Source organism: Halomonas daqiaonensis, from assembly GCF_900109725.1.
Taxonomy (GTDB): Bacteria; Pseudomonadota; Gammaproteobacteria; order Pseudomonadales; family Halomonadaceae; genus Halomonas; species Halomonas daqiaonensis.
In genome coordinates this window covers 218,256-239,058 of record NZ_FOBC01000001.1, presented here as the reverse complement: position 1 = coordinate 239,058, position 20,803 = coordinate 218,256, and the positions used below count along the sequence as shown (strand labels likewise).

General features: G+C 65.9%; 14 protein-coding genes. 7 read left to right on the top strand and 7 right to left on the bottom strand.

What is annotated here, in order from left to right:
- Positions 1-10: 10 nt before the first annotated feature.
- Together pqiB and BMY30_RS01130 are read right to left on the bottom strand one after the other, a co-directional pair.
- Complete coding sequence (gene pqiB / locus BMY30_RS01135; RefSeq protein WP_089709803.1) at positions 11-1,690, bottom strand: intermembrane transport protein PqiB; 1,680 nt, start codon at positions 1,688-1,690, stop codon at positions 11-13.
- Positions 1,687-3,057, bottom strand: a complete 1,371-nt coding sequence (locus BMY30_RS01130; protein ID WP_244516082.1) for a paraquat-inducible protein A — start codon at positions 3,055-3,057, stop codon at positions 1,687-1,689. Before BMY30_RS01130 ends, pqiB begins: the two co-directional genes overlap by 4 nt.
- A gap of 129 nt (positions 3,058-3,186) precedes the next feature.
- Between BMY30_RS01130 and BMY30_RS01125 the strand changes: the two genes are divergently transcribed.
- From BMY30_RS01125 to BMY30_RS01100, 6 genes are all read left to right on the top strand, one after another.
- Positions 3,187-4,173 (top strand): calcium/sodium antiporter, encoded by a 987-nt coding sequence (locus tag BMY30_RS01125; RefSeq protein ID WP_089709802.1) that lies wholly within the window; start codon positions 3,187-3,189, stop codon positions 4,171-4,173.
- Positions 4,174-4,455: 282 nt separating this feature from the next.
- Positions 4,456-5,865: a cytochrome ubiquinol oxidase subunit I gene (locus BMY30_RS01120; RefSeq protein WP_089709801.1), complete on the top strand. Its 1,410-nt coding sequence runs from the start codon at positions 4,456-4,458 to the stop codon at positions 5,863-5,865.
- Positions 5,866-5,868: 3 nt separating this feature from the next.
- On the top strand, positions 5,869-6,870 hold the full coding sequence (cydB, locus tag BMY30_RS01115; protein ID WP_089709800.1) for a cytochrome d ubiquinol oxidase subunit II: 1,002 nt from the start codon (positions 5,869-5,871) through the stop codon (positions 6,868-6,870).
- Positions 6,871-6,874: 4 nt separating this feature from the next.
- Complete coding sequence (cydD, locus tag BMY30_RS01110) at positions 6,875-8,575, top strand: thiol reductant ABC exporter subunit CydD (RefSeq protein ID WP_089709799.1); 1,701 nt, start codon at positions 6,875-6,877, stop codon at positions 8,573-8,575.
- Positions 8,562-10,295 (top strand): thiol reductant ABC exporter subunit CydC, encoded by a 1,734-nt coding sequence (gene cydC / locus BMY30_RS01105; protein WP_089709798.1) that lies wholly within the window; start codon positions 8,562-8,564, stop codon positions 10,293-10,295. Before cydD ends, cydC begins: the two co-directional genes overlap by 14 nt.
- Positions 10,296-10,324: 29 nt before the next feature.
- Positions 10,325-11,320 carry an adenosine deaminase gene (locus BMY30_RS01100; protein WP_089709797.1) on the top strand — a complete coding sequence of 332 codons (996 nt, stop codon included), beginning with the start codon at positions 10,325-10,327 and terminating at the stop codon, positions 11,318-11,320.
- A 70-nt stretch (positions 11,321-11,390) separates the two neighbouring features.
- On the opposite strand, the gene BMY30_RS01095 is transcribed toward BMY30_RS01100, so the two are convergent.
- Positions 11,391-12,383, bottom strand: a complete 993-nt coding sequence (locus BMY30_RS01095) for a cytochrome-c peroxidase (RefSeq protein WP_089709796.1) — start codon at positions 12,381-12,383, stop codon at positions 11,391-11,393.
- Positions 12,384-12,664: 281 nt separating this feature from the next.
- Here BMY30_RS01095 and BMY30_RS01090 point away from each other — a divergent pair, with 281 nt between their 5' ends.
- Positions 12,665-14,353, top strand: coding sequence for a sensor domain-containing diguanylate cyclase (locus tag BMY30_RS01090; RefSeq protein WP_089709795.1), 1,689 nt, complete (start codon positions 12,665-12,667; stop codon positions 14,351-14,353).
- A 19-nt stretch (positions 14,354-14,372) separates the two neighbouring features.
- Here the strand turns inward: BMY30_RS01090 and guaD are convergent, their stop codons facing one another.
- From guaD to xdhA, 4 genes are all read right to left on the bottom strand, one after another.
- The gene (gene guaD, locus BMY30_RS01085; protein ID WP_089709794.1) at positions 14,373-15,689 is read right to left on the bottom strand and encodes a guanine deaminase; all 1,317 of its coding nucleotides are present in this window, start codon (positions 15,687-15,689) and stop codon (positions 14,373-14,375) included.
- An 83-nt stretch (positions 15,690-15,772) separates the two neighbouring features.
- Positions 15,773-16,663, bottom strand: a complete 891-nt coding sequence (gene xdhC, locus BMY30_RS01080) for a xanthine dehydrogenase accessory protein XdhC (protein WP_089709793.1) — start codon at positions 16,661-16,663, stop codon at positions 15,773-15,775.
- Complete coding sequence (xdhB, locus tag BMY30_RS01075) at positions 16,660-19,236, bottom strand: xanthine dehydrogenase molybdopterin binding subunit (RefSeq protein WP_089709792.1); 2,577 nt, start codon at positions 19,234-19,236, stop codon at positions 16,660-16,662. The genes xdhC and xdhB overlap by 4 nt, the downstream gene beginning before the upstream one ends.
- The gene (xdhA, locus tag BMY30_RS01070; RefSeq protein WP_089709866.1) at positions 19,220-20,677 is read right to left on the bottom strand and encodes a xanthine dehydrogenase small subunit; all 1,458 of its coding nucleotides are present in this window, start codon (positions 20,675-20,677) and stop codon (positions 19,220-19,222) included. The genes xdhB and xdhA overlap by 17 nt, the downstream gene beginning before the upstream one ends.
- Between the last annotated feature and the right edge of the window lie 126 nt (positions 20,678-20,803).

Here is a 20,803-nt window from a genome sequence, read left to right as displayed (position 1 = left end):
GAGGGGCGCCTCAGTTCTCGCTTGGGGCCCGTGGAATCGGGTCTCGCGTATCCAGGCTGTCGAACAGCAGTGCCCTGGGGTTCTCGTCAAGGGTTCGCGCGACAGGCTGTAGGTCTCGCATCAGCCGCTCCAACTGCGACAGGGTAGCGGTCAGGTCACGATAGGCGCTCGATTCGGGAGAAACGCCCTCCAGTGTATCCTGCAGCGATTCCAGGGTCCTGTTGAGGTTGACAGGAATCTCCCGGGTATCCTGATCCTCCAGGAGCCTGCCCAGGCTGGCGGTGAGTTCGGTCACCTCGGCGAGCATCTTCTCCGAGGTGGCGAGGTTGCGGTCCAGGCCGGCAAGCAGGGGTTCGATTTCCAGTCCATTGAGCTTGGCGAGCAGGTCGGTGACCTGACTCTCGATCTGGGCGAAACCTCCCGAGGCATAGGGGAAGATCGGACGCTCGACGAAGGTCTCTGCCTCATGCTCTCCGGCCAGGTCGCGATTGAAATTGAGATCGACGAACATCATGCCGGTGATCAGGTTACCGGTCTTGAGAGAGGCACGTAGGCCGATGTTGAAGAGGCGATCGAAGCGCTCCCGCCATTCCTCGATATCCAGGTCCTGATTGTCGATGCCCAGGCGCTGGGGCTCGATGCGCATCAGCACCGGGATGGCGAAGCTCGAACGCGAGCCCGGCTGGGGAGCGGTAAAGTTCCAGGGTACCGCGGCCACGGTGCCGATGCGCACCCCGCGGAATTCCACCGGGGCGCCACGGTTCAGGTCGCGCACGGAATCCTCCACCAGCAATACGTACTCCAGATAACGGTTAAAGGTACCCTGGCGGGCGCTCTCCTCGTCAGGATAGAGATCGAAGGTAGTGTTTGCCTCGACGGGCTGACCACGCATCAGGTCCTCGGGCACACCGAAGGTGACTCCGCCACCCAGAAGCACTTCAAGGGATTCCAGGTTGGCGCGGAAGCCTTGCGAGTCCACCCGCAGATCGAAGCCACTGGCGGTCCAGAAGCGTGTGTTGTCGGTCACCAGGGTGTGATAGGGGCTCTCGATGAAGATGCGATGGTCCATGCGACCCGTCTCGACATCGAAGTTGGCTTCCTCGACGCGACCCACGATGAAGCCCTGGAAGGTGACCGGGTCGCCCACGTTCAATGAATTGCCCAACTGGCTGATCAGGTTGATGCGCAGCCCTTCGGCGCCGGCGGAGGCAACCGGCGGGTCCTCGCTGACCTCGAATTCCCGGGCCTCGACGTCGCTCTCTCCGGGGGCCAACTGGATGAAGGCTCCCGAGAGGACGGTTCCCAGTCCGCTGATGCCCTCGCGTCCGATGCGCGGCTTGACCACCCAGAAGAGACTGTCCTCGACGAGCATGTCCTCGGTATCGGGGCGCATGCGTGCGGTGATCACGGCGCGGGAAAGGTCGTCGGAAAGTTGCACGCTCTCGACACGCCCCACCTCGACACTACGTGTCTTGATCAGGGTGCTGCCGGCCTCGATGCCCTCGGCATTGACGATGGTCAGGGTGATCACCGGTCCGCGGCTGCGGTAATCGTCATAGACCAGCCAGGCACCGATGAGTATCGCCACGAAGGGCACGATCCAGATAGGCGAGAGACGCCTGCGTGGGGAAGCCTTGGCCCGCTTCATGTCGCGATGGGCGTCATCCTCGGGGGATCTCGTATCGCTCATCCGGGAGCTCCTTGTCGTGGGCGATCCCGGGGCTCTGCCGACTCACGGGGAGCCGGACTATCCCAGAGCAGACGGGGATCGAAGGTCATGGCGGCCAGCATGGTAAGGACCACGACACCACCGAAGGCCAGGGCGGCGGGGCCGGGCGTGATCGACATCAGCGAGCCGGCACGGATCAGCGCCACGAGGATGGCGACCACGAAGACATCCACCATCGACCAGCGTCCGATAAATTCGGTGAGCCGGTAAAGGCGTGTGCGAGTGAGGGCATTGAGCTCGCTGCTTCGTTTCACCATCAGGCAGAGCCAGGCCAAGGCGAACAGCTTGCCTACCGGTACGATGACGCTGGCCATGAAGATCACCACCGCCACCGGCCAGGAGCCCATCTGGATCAGCTCCACCACGCCGCCGACGATGGTGGAAGGGCTGCTCTGGCCAAGGCTCGTGGTGGTCATGATCGGGTAAAGGTTGGCCGGTATGTACATCAAGGTGGCCGCTGCCAGCAAGGCCCAGGTGCGTTGCTGGCTGTGGGGCAGACGGGCATGCAGGCGCTCGCCGCAGCGTCGGCAATGGCTGTGGTCATCCAGTCGATTGATCAGGCCACAGGTGTGGCATCCGGCGAGTCCCTGGGGAGCGGCGGTCATGCCGGTGCGCGTGCCCTTCGGAGCCAGGGGTTCTCCGGCCAGCGAGAACCACATCCAGTCGGCGTCCAGGGACTGGGTCGTCATCAGCAACAACAACGCGAAGGTACAGTAAGCCCAGAAGGCCGGGCCAACGTCGATCTGGGCCATGCTGGAGAGTTTGATCAGGCTTACCAGGGCGCCGATGATGAAGACATCGGCCATCATCCAGGGGTGCAAGTGTGCGAGCGACCGAGCGATTCGACGGCTCGCCTCGAGTGGCTCGCCTCGCATCAGGCCGAACTGCAGCCAGATCACGCCCAGCAGGTAGACGGCCGGCAGTACCATGATGGTGAGGATGACCGCGATGGCCACGATCGGCTGATCGAAGCCGATGAGGGAAGTGGCTGTCTCGGAAAGCTCGATACGGTTGCCGACACCCCCGGCGGTGAAGCTGACGAAGGGAAAGGTGACGGCCAGGAAGAGGGCCACCAGGGCGGAGATCGCCAGGGCCATGCTGCGTTGAGCGGGTCGATAGTGGCGTGTCGCCAGGGTATGGCCGCAGCGTGGGCACTCGGCCTTCTCGCCGCTGCGCAATGGCGGCAAGGCCGACACCCAGTCACACTCCTCGCAGGCACGCAGTCGGCGCCGTGTGGTGCGAACTTCCGGCGGGGTGAGATCCACCTGTGGTTCGCCCAGGGGCAGATTCGGGACTCGGAACTGGCGCATGGAGACCGCGGCGGTCATTCTCCCGGTTTGCAGATGAGAGTCGCTGGAGCGATCGTCGAATCGAAAAGTGTGACACGTTGACGTAGGCGACACCATAGTCAAACATGCCTACCCCCAACCTCCACTGAAATCAGAGACGATGACGCCATGATGCTCCCTATTGCTGCCGTGGTCGCAGGCCTGCTCCTGCTCGTATGGAGCGCCGAGCGCTTCGTCGATGGGGCCGCGGCGACATCTGCCCGGCTGGGGCTCTCGCCGCTGCTGATCGGCATGCTGGTGATCGGCTTCGGTACCTCGGCTCCGGAACTGGTGGTCTCCGCCCTGGCGGCCAGCCAAGGTAACCCCGGCCTGGCGCTGGGCAACGCCTACGGCTCCAACATCGCCAACATGGGCCTGATCCTGGGCCTGGTGGCGCTGATCTCGCCGCTGGCTGTGCACTCCGGGGTCGTACGTCGCGAGCTGCCGGTGCTTGGCGGCGTGACCCTGCTCTCCGCTCTGCTGCTGTTGGGTGGTGTGATCAGTCGCCTGGAGGCTCTCCTGTTGCTGGTGCTGCTGGCCGCCTTCATCGGTGTTTCCATCTACCTGGGGCTTCGTCACGGCAACGATTCCCTTTCCAGCGACACCGAAGAGAGCCTGACGGTCCATCCCATGTCGCTGAAGGCCGGGCTCGCCTGGACGGGCATTGGCCTGGTGCTGCTGGTGGTCAGCTCACGCATCCTGGTATGGGGCGCGGTGGCCATCGCCCAGGGCTTCGGCGTCAGCGACCTGGTGATTGGCCTGACCGTGGTCGCGGTGGGCACCTCGCTGCCGGAACTGGCCTCCTCGATCAGTGCCCTGCGCCGAGGCGAGCACGACCTGGTACTGGGCAACGTGGTGGGCTCCAACCTCTTCAATACCCTGGGCGTGGTGGGTCTGGCCGCCATGATCGCGCCCATCGAGGTCGGTCGCGAGGTACTGCTGCGTGACTGGAGCCTGATGATGGCGATGACGGTGATGATGGCGGTCTTCGCCATGGGCTGGCGTGGCCGCGAGGGCCGCATCAACCGGGCCGAGGGCGCTGCCCTGCTGGCCATGTTCCTCGGCTATACCGCCTACATGATCAGCATGGTCATACGCTCCGGCACGGCCGGATGAGACCGGTGCGATACAGCGATACGGCTCCCGTGCCGGCCATACCTTCTCGGTGCGGAAAAGATGCAAGGCATGTTTGGTGATAATGTCAAGTCCCCGCAGTCGGAAAAATCCATGACGGTCTCGCCATCAGACTGGACTAGGCTGGGCATGGGTGAGGAGGAATGCGGCAAGGTCCCATGAGCATGGCGGCCTCAAGTACAAGAGCACCGGCGAGTGCCATGCGCATCCCCTGAGTCTTCGTGGAGCTCCCGCTCCGCCGTAAGCCGTAATCAGGAGTGCGTGATGGAACTGGATCCCCTGCTGCTGTCGCGACTGCAGTTTGCCTTCGTGGTCGCCTTCCACGCCATCTTCCCGGTGTTCACCATCGGGCTGGCGTCCTATATCGCCCTACTCAATGGCCTCTTCTTCAAGACCGAGAACCCGGCATGGGACCGTCTGGCACTGTTCTGGACCCGGGTCTTTGCCGTGGTGTTCGGCATGGGGGTGGTCTCGGGCATCGTGATGTCCTTCCAGTTCGGTACCAACTGGAGCAACTTCTCGTATGCAGCATCGAACTTCCTCGGCCCCATGCTCAGCTACGAGGTCGTCACGGCCTTCTTCCTCGAGGCCGCCTTCCTCGGGATATTGCTCTTCGGGCGCGGCAAGGTGCCCCAGGGCGTGCATCTCTTCGCCGCCATCATGGTGGCCACGGGTACCTTCATTTCCTCGTTCTGGATCCTCTCGGCCAACAGCTGGATGCATACCCCGGCCGGCGTGGAACTGATTGACGGTCGCTTCCACGTGACCTCCTGGAGCGAGGCGATCTTCAATCCATCTTTCCCCTATCGCTTCTGGCACATGGTGCTGGCTTCCTTTCTGACCGGGGGCTTTGTGGTGGCCGGTGTCAGTGCCTGGTACCTGCTCATCCGGCGCGACGTGGAGGCCAATCGCAAGGCCTTCTCCATGTGTCTGTGGCTACTGCTGGTACTGGCGCCGGCCCAGGCCGTGCTCGGTGACTTCCATGGCCTCAACACCCTGGAGCACCAGCCGACCAAGATCGCCGCCATGGAGGGCAACTGGGAACGGAGTTCCCATGTGCCGCTGCTGCTCTTCGCCTGGCCCGACCAGGAGGCCCAGCAGAATCATTTCGAGATCGGCATCCCGAGCCTTGCCAGTCTCATCCTGACCCATCATGCCGACGGCGAGGTGCCCGGCATCAGTGAGGTGCCGCCCGAGGAGCAGCCCCCGGTGTGGCTGGTGTTCTGGTCCTTCCGGGTGATGGTGGGCATCGGCTTTGCCATGATCGCCGTTGCCCTGGCAGGGCTCTGGCTGCGCCGTGGCGGACGCGTGTACGAGCATCGCGGCTATCTGCAACTGATGCGGGTGATGACGGTGACGCCCTTCATCGCCGTACTGGCGGGCTGGGTCGTCACCGAGACCGGCCGTGCGCCCTGGTTGGTGTACGGCATGATGACCCATGCCGAGGGGCTGACGCCGTCGCTCTCCGGCGGCATGGCGCTGTTCACCCTGATCGGTTACATCGCCGTCTACGCCGTGGTGTTCTGGGCCGGCGTCTACTACCTCACCCGGGTAGTGCGTCAAGGCATGCTGCCCGAATCGCCCCACGAGCATGAGGTGGAACGGCCCAAGCGCCCCTTGTCGGCGGCCCATGTGTCCTTCGATGACGCCTCTCGCCAACCGGGAAGGAGCTGAGCCATGGAAGCGTTCGACCTGACTCTCATCTGGGCCTTGATCATCGGTTTTGCGGTGATCATGTATGTGCTGATGGATGGCTTCGACCTGGGTGTAGGGATCCTCTTTCCTTTCGCCCCGGACGAGGAATCGCGTGACATCATGATGAACACGGTGGCCCCGGTCTGGGATGGCAACGAGACCTGGCTGGTGCTCGGCGGAGCAGGCCTGCTGGGGGCCTTCCCGCTGGTCTATTCGGTGTTCTTGCCGGCGCTCTATCTCGGGGTCTTCCTGATGCTCGCTGGCCTGATCTTCCGCGGCATCGCCTTCGAATTCCGCTTCAAGTCAAAGCGTAACCGGCTTTGGTGGAACCGTGCCTTCTGCTGGGGATCCGCCTTGGCGTCCTTCGCCCAGGGCGTGGTGGTAGGGGCCTACATCCAAGGCTTTGCCGTGGAGGATTTCGTCTATGTGGGCGGGCCACTGGACTGGCTGACGCCTTTCACCGTGCTCACCGGCCTGGGGCTGATGGCAGGTTATGCCCTGCTCGGCGCCACCTGGCTGATCATGAAGACCGAGGGGGCGATACAGGAGTGGGCCTATCGGCTTGCGCCACGTCTGTTGCTGGCGGTGTTGGGGGTGTTCGCCATCATCAGTATCTGGACCCCCTTCGTCGATACCGCGGTTCGCGAACGCTGGTTCGGCCACCTGCATCTGATCTGGGTCTTCCCGGTGCTGGCGCTGGCCTGTGCCGCTCTGCTGTGGCGTGCCGTCATCCAGCGGCGGGAAGGACAGCCCTTCATCGCGACCCTGGGCCTGTTTCTCTTCACCTACCTGGGACTGGTGGTCAGCAAGTGGCCGGTGATCGTGCCGCCCGACTACACCCTCTGGGATGCCGCCTCGGACCCTGGCTCTCAGCTTTTCCTATTGATCGGGGTGCTCTTCGTGATCCCCATCGTGCTGGCCTATACCGCCTGGACCTACTGGGTATTCCGCGGCAAGGTGCGCCCCGGCGAGGGGTACCACTGAGTCGATGGGCTCGCCCGACGAGGCGACAGGTGAGCTGACCGCCCGCCGCTACCTCAAGGATCTGGCCGCCGGCGAACGCCGGCGGCTGCGTCTCGCCGTCCTGGCAGGCACCTCGGCTGGCCTGCTGACCATCGGACAACTGGTGCTGATGGCCAGCTTCATCAGTCGTCTGCTCGTCGAGGGGGCAGCGCTGTCTACGCTCACACCTCTGCTGGCGGGGTTGATGGTCGTCCTGCCACTGCGTGCCCTGGCGCTCTATCTGCAGGAAACGCTGGCCCAGGTGGCGAGCGTGCGGATTCGCCAGCGCGTCCGGCGCTCGCTGCTCGATCACCTGGCGCAACTGGGGCCGGTGAGACTGACGTCGCGGCACAGCGCGTCCCTTGCCAACCAACTGGTGGAGCAGGTGGAGGCCCTGGACGGCTACTTCGCCCGTTTCCAGCCGCAACTGCACCTGGCGCTGCTGGTGCCGCTGTCGATCCTGCTGCCGGTGCTGTGGCTGGACTGGCTGGCGGCGATCTTCCTGCTGATCTCCGCGCCGTTGATCCCGCTGTTCATGGCGCTGGTGGGGATGGGGGCGGAGCGGCTCAATCGCGAGCAGTTCGCCGCCGTGGCGCGACTCTCGGGTCACTTCATCGATCGCGTGCGGGGCATCACTACGCTGCAGTTGTTCGGTCGCACGTCCCAGGCCACCCGCGAGGTACATGCCGCTGCCGATGACTACCGGCAGCGCAGCATGCGAACCCTGCGCCTCGCGTTTCTCTCCTCGGCGGTACTGGAATTCTTCGCCTCGGTGGCGATCGCCGTGGTGGCGATCTACGTGGGCTTCGGTCTGCTGGGCTACATCGCGTATGGCCCCGCGGACGAACTGACCCTGTTCAGCGGCCTGCTGGTACTGCTGCTGGCCCCGGAATTCTTCCAGCCGCTGCGCAGCCTGTCGCAGCACTACCATGACCGGGCGGCGGCGCTGGGCGCTGCCGAGGGGCTGGTGGCCCTGCTCACCGAAACCCCCGATGCCCGTCGCATGACGGGTGGTGCTGTTCCGGCTACCTCTCACGATGTGCTGGTCGAACTCGAGGCTGCCAGCGTCGAGCACCTCGGTCGCGGCCGTGTGCTGGGGCCCGTCGATCTGTCGCTGGCCGCGGGAGAGGTGGTGGCCGTCACCGGTCCCTCGGGCGTCGGAAAGTCCACCCTGCTGCAGCTGCTGGCCGGCTTCGTGGCGCCCGCCAGCGGCAGCATCCGTGTAGCCGAAGGGCTTCGCCTGGCCTGGATGGACCAGCGCCCGTTATTGATCCAGGGCAGCCTGGCGGACAACCTGCTGCTGGCGGCACCCGATGCCACTGAGGCCGAGATGCGTCGTGCGCTGGGCCGGGCCGGACTGAGTGAGCTGCTGGCGGCGCTTCCCCTGGGACTCGAGACGCGCCTCGGCGAGCGCGGTGTGGGCCTCTCCGGGGGGCAGGCACAGCGGCTTGCCCTGGCCAGGGTCTTCCTTTCCCGGGCGTCACTGGTGCTGCTCGATGAGCCCACGGCCAGCCTGGACGCCGAGACGCAGGACGACCTCATCGAAGCACTCCAGGTCCTGGCCGATGAGGGTCGGGCCCTGGTCATCGCGACCCATCATCCCGCCCTGATGGCGCTGGCGAAGCGGCGCCTGTCGCTCGAGCCCGAGGCAACACCGCGGGAGGTGAGCCACGATGCCCCGGCATGATGCTTCGCTCTGGCACAGCCTGCGTCCCTGGCTTGCCTTGCTCGGAGAGCGTCGCCGCCGGCTGATCCTGGGCGCCCTGCTGATGGGGCTGACCCTGGTCTCGGCCATCGGCCTGCTGGCCCTCTCGGGGTGGTTCATCACGGCCACGGCGATGGCCGGCCTGCTCCTGGCGATGGGCATCTCCGCGACCCTCGATGTCTATGTTCCCGGGGGCGGGATCCGCTTCTTCGCGGTGACCCGCACGGTATCGCGCTATCTTGAGCGCCTCTACAACCACGATATCGTGCTGCGACTGCTTGCTGACCTGCGGTCCCGACTGTTCTCGGTGCTCTCCGGCCTTGACGCCCACACCTTGTCGCGGCGACGCGCCAGTGACTGGCTCAACCGCCTGACGGCGGATATCGACATCCTCGATAGCCTCTACCTGCGCCTCCTGGCCCCGGCGCTGGTGGCGCTGCTGGCGATCCTCGGCCTGGCCGGATTCCTGGCCCTCTGGGCGCCGAGGGCCGGTTTGGCGATCGGGGCGCTGCTGCTGCTGGGCTGGCTCTGGCTGACACTGGGTCAGGCCCGTCTCGGCATGGCCGCCAGCCGCCGCCAGGTTGGTGATCTCGAGCAGCTCAGGGGGCGATTGATCGAGCAGCTCCAGGGTCTGGCAGAGCTCGAAGCGTATCGCAGCCTGGCGGATCACCGTGCCCGGCTCGCCGAGATCGAGGCGCGGCTCTACCGGGATCAGCGCCGCCTGGGACGGCGGGTGGCGTTGGGCAATGCGCTGGCGTCGCTGGTCGTGGGCCTGGGAATGCTCCTGTCCCTGTGGCTCGCGGCCGAGGCCTGGAGCGCCGGGCTGCTGTCCGGGCCGCTGACGGTGATGATGCCCCTCGCGGTGCTGGCCATCAGCGAAGCGCTGGCCCCGCTGCCAGCCGCCTTTACCTGGCTGGGGGCTACACGGGGCGCCGCCGAGCGCCTCAATGCACTGGAAGCGCAGCAGGGTGAGACGGCCCCAGAGAACGCTTTCGTGCGACTACCCGCAGGAGCGCTCTCGGTGACTCTCGCGGACGTCACCCTGACCCATGCGGACGCCCTGGTGCCGGCCCTGGTCGAGGTCAGTCTGGGTCTGGCAGCCGGCGAGCGGCTTGCCCTGTGCGGGGCATCCGGTGCGGGCAAGTCCAGCCTGGCCGGGCTGCTGACGCGACAGCTCAGGCCCCAGGGGGGCGAGGTGCGGCTGGGAGGTGTGGCGCTGGCGGCCTGGCCGGAATCGGCATTGACCAAACGTGTGGCCCTGCTGACCCAGCAGACGGACCTGTTCGACGATACCCTGGCCGCCAACCTGCGGGTGGGCGACCCCGAGGCGGGCGAGTCACGGCTGTGGCGGGTGCTGGCAATGGTCGAGCTCGCCGACTGGGCCCTGGCCCTGCCGCGGGGGCTCGACACATGCGTGGGGGAGGGCGGCAAGCGGTTGTCCGGCGGCCAATCCCGTCGCCTCGCCCTGGCCAGGTTGCTGCTGTGCGAGCCGGACCTGGTGGTGCTGGATGAACCCTTCGCTGGACTCGACGCCGATACTGCGGGCCGCCTCGCGACCCGCCTCGATGAGTGGCTGGCAGATCGCACCGTCATCTACCTGGTGCACCAGCTCGGCGAGGTCGTCGACCCGCCCGGCATCGACCGCTGCCTGACCCTGCGCAGCGGACGCCTTTGCACGAATGGTCAGGATGTTTCAGGATGAGACCCACGACTTCCCCGACGAGGTATGCCATGCGTGATTTCCTCAAGCGCCTGCCCAAGGCCGAACTCCATCTGCACATCGAGGGCTCCCTGGAGCCCGAGCTGATGTTTTCCCTGGCCGAACGCAACGGCGTCAGCCTGCCCTATGCCTCGGTGGAGGAGGTCCGGGCGGCCTATGATTTTTCCGATCTTCAATCCTTCCTCGATCTCTACTACCAGGGCATGAGTGTGCTGCGCACCGCCGAGGACTTCCATGACCTGGCCATGGACTATTTCCGCCGTGCCAGCGCCGAAGGGGTAGTGCATGTCGAGATGCATTTCGATCCCCAGGCCCACCTGGTGCGTGGCATCGAGTTGCCGGTGGTGATGGAGGGACTCTCCCTGGCGCGACGTCGGGCGCAGCGCGAGCTGGGCATGTCCACGGCACTGATCATGGCGTTCCTGCGCGACCGTCCGGCCGAGGAAGCGATGGCGGTCATGGAGAGCGCGGCTCCCTACTGGGAGATGCTCGACGCCGTGGGACTGGACAGCGCCGAGCAGGGCAATCCTCCGGCCAAGTTCGTTGAGGTGTTCGAGCGAGCCCGACAACTCGGTATTCCCCGGGTGGCCCACGCTGGTGAAGAGGGGCCGCCCGCCTACATCCGTGAGGCCCTGGACCTGCTGGATGTCTGTCGTATCGACCATGGCGTGCGCTGCCTGGAGGACCTGGAACTGGTGTCCCGGCTGCGGGACGAAGGCGTGGTGCTCACCGTCTGTCCGCTCTCCAATGTGCGCCTGCGTGTCGTCGAGCGCATGGCCGACCATCCTCTGCCGCAACTGCTCGATGCCGGCCTGCGCTTGACCCTGAACTCCGACGATCCGGCCTATTTCGGCGGCGGTATGCTGGCCAACTTCGAGGCCTGCGCCGATGCCTTTGGCTGGTCGAAGGAGATTTTCATCCAGTTCGCCGGTACGGCCATCGAAGCCGCCTTCATCGGCGAGACGCGCCGCCTCGAGCTGCATCGCCAGTTGGCGGACTGCCTCTAGTTTGTGCCACCACCAACGAAATAACCCCGGTGGTGACCGGGGTTCTTGACGTGCGAGAGCCAACGCTGGATCAGGGCAGGGCGGGGACCTCGAAATCAGGCATCTCGCCGGTCAGGGTGTGCAGGAAGGCGGTGATATTAGCGATCTCCTCATCCTGGAAGTCCTGTCCGAGCATCTCCTGGCCCATGATGGCCACGGCCTCCTCGAGGGTTTCGGTGGCGCCGTTGTTCATGTAGGGGTAGGTGACGGCTACGTTACGCAGGGTCGGGGTGCGGAACTTGTGACGATCGCTCTCCTCACCGGTCACCTCGTAGCGGCCCACGTCGGTGGAGCCCGGTACCTGGATGCGGTGGAACTGGCTGTCGCTCAAGTTGGGGCCGCGGTGGCAGGCGATGCAGCCATTGTCGACGAAGGCAACCATGCCGTCCTTTTCCTGTTCGTTCAGGGCGTTCATGTCACCGTAGAGGTACCGGTCGAACGGCGATTCCGGCGTATTGAGGGTACGCTGGAAACTTGCCAGGGCCTGGGCCAGGTTCGTCTCGTTGATGGGCGTCTCCTGGTCGGGGAAGGCTTCGGCGAACCGCTCCTGGTAGAGGTCGAAGCCCTCGAGTCGCTCCAGGGCGTCTCCCAGGTCCATGGCCATTTCCACGTCCGCCTCGATGGGACCCAGCGCCTGGGCTTCCAGGTCCGGCGCGCGGCCATCCCAGAACTGGGCATCCAGAAAGCCCGAATTGAGCACGGTGGGGGTGTTGCGCTCGCCGATCTGGCCGTCGTGGCCGGTCGCCCGCGGAATGCGATCGCTCCAGCCCAGGGCCGGGTTGTGGCAGGTGGCGCAACTGATCACCCCGCTGGAGGAGATGCGCGGCTCGAAGAACAGCATGTTGCCGAGTTGGACTTTCGCCGGTGTCAGGCTGTTGTCTGCCGGAAGCGGCGGGAAGTGCGGCAGTGGTTCGAAGCGATCGCGATAGTCGCCGAGGCCGTCGTCCGCCAGGGCGGCTCCCGAGACGAGTAGGGCCGTGCCCATGGCGATGGCACACGACAACGGATGGGATTTGATGATCATGTTCTTCTACCCCTGAATGGATCCGTGAAGACGAAACCTTTTTCGTCTGCCGTCAAGCTAGAGCCCCACCCGGGGTGATTCAACCCAGCGCAGCACTCGGATAAGGGGCAAGCTTGTCCTGGATCAAGGTCTAGACCTCGTTCGTAAAAACCAAGCGCTCACTTATGCGGCCATGCGGCGTTTAAATTGGCTCTTCGCAGTCGGGTGTGATTTGCTCTGTTGCATGATGTTAAATGGCCTGAGAAAGACCGTGCCATCACGCCACTCCGGAGTGTCGTCTCTTGAGCCTGAAGACCCGTTTCCTGCTGCTCGCCGCTGCCCTCGTGCTGCTCGCCTCGGCTGCTGCCTGGATCGTCTTTCATCGCATCACCGAAGGCATCATCGAGCAGTGGGGAGAGCGGATCGCCACCATCCAGGTCCAGTACGACAGTGGACGCCTGCTTCAGCCCCTCGAGCGAGAGATTGCCCTGGCCCGCCAGATGGCCGATTCCCTCGTCCTCGAGCGCTGGGCGGCCAACCCCGATGATCCGCTGTTGCAGAGCCAGGCATTCGCGGAGATGGAGAGCTTCCGGCGCAACTTCCGTGACAACAGCTATTTCGTCGCCCTGCGCGACAGCGGTGCCTACTACCACAACAACGCCGACAATGATTATGCGGGTGATCCTTTCCGTTATTTCCTGCGTCCCGATCGCCCCGCGGATGCCTGGTTCTATCGGCTTATCGAGGAGGGGCGGGACTTCCATCTCAACGTCAACCCCGATGTGGAGCTGGGTGTAACCAAGCTGTGGATCGATGTCCTGATGCGCGATGCCTCGGGTGAGATTCTCGGCGTGATCGGCACGGGAATGGAGCTGGAGGGCTTTCTCGAGGAGATCATCGATATCCAGCAGCCGGGTATCACCACGCTCTTCGTCGACTACAACGGCGCCATCCAGCTTTATCGCGACCGTCGTCTGATTGATTACGGCAGTTTCGTCAAGCCGGAGGGCCAGAAGCGCACCCTGGATCTGCTCGTCGACCTGCCCGAAGATGCGGCCGCGCTCGAGACCGTGATGCGCGAGCTGCGCAATGCGCCGGACCAGGGCCCCAAGGTACGTACTGTCTTCGTCACTGTGGAAGGCAAGCGTCACCTGGCCGGGGTGGCCTTCCTGCCGAGTATCGGCTGGTTCGAGGTGACCTTGCTCGATCTGGGTGTCCTGATGCCCTTGTCCAGCTTCACCCCGGTGGCGGTGGTCTTCGTGCTGACCCTGCTGGTGACCCTGCTGCTCTTCCACCTGGTGCTTCGCCGCCAGATCCTGGCGCCGGTATCGGCCCTGGAGTCGGCGATGGCAAGGGTGAGGGAAGGGGATTTTTCCCCGGCGCCACTGACTTCCGGTCACGGCGAGATGGGTCGTCTCATCACGCATTTCCGCTCCATGGCCGAGGCCATCCGCTTGAATACTAGGGAACTCGAGCAGCGTGTTCGCGAGCGCACCGAGGAGCTCGAACGCCTGGCCAGTCGCGACGTACTAACAGGGTTGATGAACCGCCGCGGCATGCAGCTGCGTCTCGAGGAGGAGGTCGAGCGCGCCAGTCGCGAAGCGTCGCCTTTCGGGCTGATCTGGCTGGATCTGGATCATTTCAAGAAGGTCAACGATACCCTGGGACACGCCGCGGGTGATCGTGCGCTCACCACCGTGGCCGACGTCCTGCAGGAAACCCTGCGACCCTACGACCAGGCGGCACGCTGGGGCGGTGACGAGTTTCTCGTTCTGCTCTCGCCCTGTGACGCCGACAATCTTCTGCGTGTGGCCGAGAGGCTACGCCATGAGGTGAAAGCCCAGGTGGGCAGGGCATCGCCTATCACGATCAGCATCGGGGCCTGTCTGTCGATCCCCGGCGAGAGTCTGGATGCGATGTTGCTGAGGGCCGACGAGGCGCTCTACCAGGCGAAGGACGAGGGCAGAAACGCTGCCCGTGTCCTGGTCTGATCTTCTTGTCAAGCAGGATTCATCCTCGCCGATGCTGACATCGCCCGCCGGCCCAGGTCTCGGCCACACTGCGGTCGTCGCCGAGCATCATCAGCGCAAAGAGCGTCTCGCCTATAGTGCGGCTGCGGGCCGTGCGGCGTGCCAGCAGCGGGGTGGCAGCCGGGTCGAGCACCACGAAGTCGGCCTCCATCCCCGGGGCGAGGCGCCCGATGTGGCCCTCCAGCGACAGCGCCCGGGCGTTGCCCAGCGTTAGCCCGTAGAAGCCCTGCCAGGCAGTGAGCGGCTGGCCCCTGAGCTGACCGACCTGATAGGCAGCCTTCAGCGTCGCCAGGCCCGAGAGGTCGGTGCCGCCGCCCACGTCGCTGGCGTAGGTGATATTGAGTCCCGCCTCACGGGCCGCCAGCCGGTCGAACAGGCCGCTGCCGAGGAAGAGGTTGGAGCTCGGGCAGAAGGCGAGGTTCGCCCCCCGCTCGGCCAGCCTGCCGCGCATCGCTTGGTCCAGGTGGATGCCGTGGGCGAAGGTGCTGCGCGAGCCGACCAGGCCCGACTGCTCGTAGACCGCAAGGTAGTCACGACTCTCCGGGAAGAGCTCCGCCACCCAGTCCAGCTCGCCGGTGTTCTCGGCCAGGTGGGTCTGCAGCCAGAGGCTGGCATCGTTGCGCATCACTCCCCCGGTGGCGTCCAGTTGCGCCCGGCTGGAGGTGGGGGCGAAGCGCGGCGTCAAGCTGTAGCCCAGCCGCCCCTTGCCGTGCCAGTCACCGATCAGCCGCTCGGTGTCGCGGATGCCGCCCAGCGGGTCGTCGCAGAGGGCGTCGGGGGCGTGGCGGTTCATCAGCACCTTGCCGGCCAGCATGCGCAGGTCGCGCCGTTGGCTGGCGGAGAAGAAGGCGTCGGCCGAGGCCGGATGGCTCGAGCAGAACACCTGGGCCGTGGTGGTGCCGACCCGCAGCATCTCGTCGAGGAAGGCTTCCGATAACGTCTCGGCATGTTCCCGGACCGCGAAGCGACACTCCTCCGGGAAGGTGTAGTCGTTGAGCCAGTCGAGCAATTGGCGGCCGTAGGAGGCCATGATCTCCAGTTGCACATAGTGCACATGGCTGTCGATGAAGCCGGGAGTGATCAGCTTGCCGCGATGGTCGATCACCTCGATGCCCTTGGGCAGCGCGGGGGCCAGGCGCGCATAGTCGTCCAGCGCGCGGATGCGGCCATTCTCGATCCACAGGGCGCCGTCCCGGTAGTGGCGGACACTGCCCTCGGCGGGGGTATCGTCCTCGCCGGGGTCGGCATCGAAGCTCAGCAGTTCGGCGCGCAGCACGCGCGAGTCGTTATGGGTCATCTCGTCAGGGCTCATCGAATTTTTGTAGGAGCGCTGCTTGCAGCGCGATTTACGCCAGATCTATCGCTTTGCAAGCAAAGCTCCTACATGGCGTTGTCGGTGAAGATGTGTCGCAGCTCGGCCGGATCCAGGCCTCGCTGCTCTCCTCGCTTTGGTGACTCGACCAGCGGCAGCAGCTCGGCGATGGCGGCGAGGGCGATGGCGTAGGGGGTCTTGTCGCCTCCGGTGCCACCGGCGGCGGTGCCGATGGGGCAGCGCACGTGGGCCAGGGCCTCTTCGTCGTGACCGGCGTCGTGAAGTCGGCGACGGAAGCTGGCCCACTTGCTGCGCGAGCCGATCAGGCCCAGCGAAGCCGTATCACCACGGGCGAGCAGGGCATCCACCAGGGCGCGGTCCTCGGCGTGGTCATGGGTCAGCACCAGGGTGTGGGCGCCAGAGGGCAGGGTAGCCACTGAAGCGGTGGGGTCGGGGGCATGGCGACAGGCGAGCCGTGGCTGGTCGGCCGCCCAGTCGGGAAAGCTGCCTGCCCGACTGTCGTGCCAGATCAACTGCCAGGGCAGTGGCGCGGCCAGGCGCACCAGTTCTCGGCCCACGTGGCCGGCACCGAAGATCGCCAGCGTCGCGGTACTGCCGGGGAAGACCTCGAGCAGCACCTTGACGAAGCCGCCGCAGCACTGGCCACTGCGACCGCCGAGGCTGAAGGCCTCCAGGCTCATGCCGGCCTCGGCGCGCGCTCCGTGGTTGGCCAGGCGCTGGCGGGCCGCCGCGATGGTCTGCCATTCGAAGGTGCCGCCACCCAGGGTGTCGTAGACCGCATCGTCGGTGATCACCATGCGTGCTCCGGGTTCCCGGGGCGTGGAACCGGCGCTGGTGACCTGGGTGGCCAGCACATGGGGGAGGCCCTCGCGCTGCAGGCGGTGCAGGGCGGCATGCCAGCTCTCGGGACGCGTACCCCCGTTATCCACGGTCGTCATTCGGGCTTACCCGTGCCCGTTGGCTGGGGAGCGTGACGCGAGCGCAGCGCCTCGGCGGCCATCAGCACCCGCTCCGGCGTGGCCGGGGTATCGAGCCGTGGGGCCTCGCGGTAGTCGGCCAGGCTCGAAAGGGCATCGCGCAGCGCCGTCCACACCGAGATGCCGAGCATGAAGGGCGGCTCGCCCACCGCCTTGGAACGGTAGATGCTGGCCATGGAGTTGGGGTGGCCCTGGAGCAGTTCGACGTTGAACACCGGCGGCAGGTCGCCGTAGGTGGGAATCTTGTAGGTGGCCGGCCCATCGGAGATCAACCGGCCGGCGTCGTTCCACTTGAGCTCCTCGCCGGTCAGCCAGCCCATACCCTGGATGAAGCCGCCCTCGACCTGGCCGATGTCGATGGCCGGGTTCAGGGAGTCGCCCACGTCATGCAGGATGTCGACCCGGTCCACCTGATACTCGCCGGTCAGGGTATCGACGCTGACCTCGCTGACCGCCGCTCCATAGGCAAAATAGTAGAAGGGGCGCCCCTGGCCGGTGGTGCGGTCGTAGTGGATCAGCGGGGTGGCGTAGAACCCTTTCTCGGAGAGCGATACCCGGCCCAGGTAGGCGGCCTGCACCAGTTCGCCCCAGGGAATGCGTCGCTCGCTCTCGCCTTGGCCGGCCACCAGGTTGCCGGCCTCCAGGCGCATGCCCTCGCGATCGAGAGCGTAGTGCTCGCTGGCGAAGTCGAATAGCCGCGTCTTGAGGCTCAGGCAGGCGTCGCGGGCGGCCATGCCGTTGAGGTCGGCTCCGCTGGAGGCCGCCGTGGGCGAGGTGTTGGGCACCTTGTCGGTACGGGTGGCGGTGATGCGCACCGTGTCGAGGTCGAGGGCGAGCTCGCGGGCCACCACCTGGCAGATCTTGGTGTGCAGACCCTGGCCCATCTCGGTGCCGCCATGGTTGATCATCACGCTGCCGTCGGTATAGACCTGCAGCAGGGCGCCGGCCTGGTTGAGATGCTTGGCGGTGAAGGAGATGCCGAACTTCACCGGGGTCAGCGCCAGGCCGCGGCGAATCACCGGGCTCTGTGCATTGAAGGCGACGATAGCCTTGCGGCGGGCCCAGTAGTCGCTGTCGGCCTCGAGTCGCTCGACAATGTGGTGCAGCAGGGCGACCTGCTCCACGGTCTGGCCATAGTGGGTGATATCCCGGCGGGTGTCGTCCTGTCCTGTCCGGTAGAGATTGCGCTTGCGGATCGTCAGCGGATCCTCGCCGATCCGCCTGGCGATATCGTCCATTGCCGCCTCGATCACCATCATGCCCTGGGGGCCGCCGAAGCCGCGGAAGGCGGTGTTGGAGGCGGTGTGGGTACGTGCCCGGTGGCCGGTGACCCGCGCCTCGCCGAGCGAGTAGGCGTTGTCGGAATGGAACATTGCACGATCGACGATGGCGTCGGACAGGTCCGGGGAGTAGCCGCAGTCGCCGATCAGGGTCAGCTCGCCGCCCTGGATCACGCCGGCAACATCCACGCCCAGCCGGTAGCGGTTGTGGAAGGGATGGCGCTTGCCGGTCACGTGCATGTCCTCGGCACGGGGCAGGCGCAGGCGGACGGTGCGGCCGGTGCGCCGGGCCACCAGCGCCGCAATGCAGGCCCAGGGCGAGGCCTGGGTCTCCTTGCCGCCGAAGCCGCCGCCCATGCGGCGTACCTCCACGGTCACCGCGTGGAAGGGAATGCCCAGCACCTCGGCAACCAGCTTCTGGGTCTCGCTGGGGTGCTGGTTGGAGGTATGCACGATCACCCCCTCGTCCTCGGTGGGCTGGACCAGGCAGGCTTGTCCCTCCAGGTAGAAATGCTCCTGGCCACCGACGAACTGCTCGCCCTCGATGACATGGGCCGCCGCCGCGAGCGAGCGTTCCCAGTCGCCGCTTTGCTGGACATGGGTCGGGCGCACGAACTCGCCGTGCTCTGCGGCAGCTACCGGGTCGAGACTGGCGGGCTGCTCGTCGATCTCGGCTATTCCCTCGGCCCAGGCGGCGCTCACGGCCTCCCGGGCAGCGCGATGGGTCTCGGCTGCCACGGCGAAGAGTACCTGGCCGGCATAGCTGATCGTGTCGTTGACGAAGATCGGATCACCGGGGAAGACCGGGCCGATATCGGTGTGCCCTGGCACGTCGTGGAAGCCGACCGCGTCGATCACCCCTGGCATGGCCCGCACCTTGTCGAGATCGAGACGGGTCAGGCGGCCGTGGGCCACCGGCGAGAGCCCAAGCGCCAGGTGCAGGCAGTCTGCCGGCGCCTTGAGATCGTCGATATAGGCGGCGCGCCCGGTGACATGCTTGACGGCACTCTCGTGGGCGCTCGCGCTGCCGGCACTGCCGCGCGTCGCGGTGGCCTCGCTATCTCGAGCCAGGGGACCATCGCCCTTGATGCGGCCCTGCTGGGCCTGGCGCGCCCTTGCGGACTCGGCGGAGACATCCGGTTTGGATCCCGGTGGCGTGTCTCGCGCATCGTCGGGCGCGGTAGGTTGCGTATCGTCGGGCGCGTTGGATTGCGCAGGGTCGGGTGTGTTTGAAAGCCTAGTGAGCGTACGCATGGAGCATCACCTCCCGGTCAGTGTTGGCTTCCTGCATCGGGTTGTCACGAAGCAGGACCAGGCGCATCCGCTCGAGCAGGTTGGCGGCGGAGAGCTGGCGATAGTGGGCACTGCCGCGCACGTCGCTCATCGGCTGGAAGTCTTGCGCGAGAGCGAGCCTGGCGGCCTGGAAGGCAGCCGGGAAAGGTGACTGGCCCTCGAGGGCGGCCTCGGCCGCGGAGGCCCGTTTGGGTGTCGCGGCCATGCCTCCGAAGGCCAGGCGAACGTCGCGCAGTACGCCGTCCTCCTGGCGCCAGCTGAAGGCCCCTAGCACGGCGGAAATGTCGTCCTCGCGACGCTTGGACAGCTTCCAGACCTTGAGGTGTCGGTCGGTCTCGGGGCGGGGCAGGAAGATCGCCCGGATCACCTCCCCCTCTCGCAGGGCAGTCTGCTTGTAGTCGAGGAAGAAGTCGGCGAGAGCCATTTCCCGCTCGCCCTCCGGTCCGGCCAGCCACAGTCGAGAACCCAGTGCCAGCAGCACCGGTGGGGTGTCGCCGATGGGTGAAGCGTTGGCGATGTTGCCGCCCAGGGTGCCGCGGTTGCGGATCTGCGCCGAACCCAGGCGGTGCAGCAGGTGGGCGAAGGCCTCATGATATTCCTCCAGCAGCGGCTCGAGCCTGGCATAGGTGACCGCGCCGCCGACCCACCAGCCCTCGCGGCCATCGTCCAGGGTCGTTTCCTCGATGGCATTGAGTTCGGCGACCCGCGTGACATCGACAAGCCGCGCGAAGCGTTCGAGGCGCTGGGTCACCTCGAGCCAGAGGTCGGTACCGCCAGCGACGATGGGGGCTTCGGGATGGCGGGTGCGTTCATCAATCAGTTCGGTCAGGCTTTCCGGCTGGACGAACGGCGCCTCCGTGGTGGCCCTGGCCTCGGGTGCTGCGGCATCCAGCCACATTGGGCGCTTTTCGGGGTGATCGCCCATGGAAAGGGCAGCGTCGCGGATCGGCCGGTAGCCCGTGCAGCGGCATAGATTGCCGCCCAGCGCTGCTTCGAGACGCTGTTGCGTCAGCGGCGCCGGTGCCCGTTGCTGTTCCTCGTGCAGGGTGAACAGCGACATCACGATACCCGGGGTACAGAAGCCGCATTGGCTGCCGTGACATTCGACCATGGCCGCCTGGGCGGGGTGCAGGGCGTCACCCTGGGCCAGGCCCTCCACGGTGATCAGCGCTCGACCCTGGAGCTGGTGGGCCGGAGTGATGCAGGCGTTGGCGCTGTGGTAGTGAACGCTGCCGTCGGGGCCGGTCTCGCCGATGGCCACCGTGCAGGCGCCGCAGTCGCCGGTGGCGCAGCCCTCCTTGGTGCCGGTCTGGCCGAGCGAGTCGCGCAGCAGCTCGAGCACGCTGGTGTCGGGCGACGCCGCGCATTGGCGGGGCTGCCCGTTGAGCAGAAAGTCGATCATCGCCTTGTCTCTGTTGTTGGCGTGGAGTGTTGATGTGAACGTCTCGGCGCGGAAGCGCTCGTGTTCATGAGTCCGGAAGCTGACCATTCGGTCAGAATAACTTCAGCTTGGTCCAGGTTCTTGCGC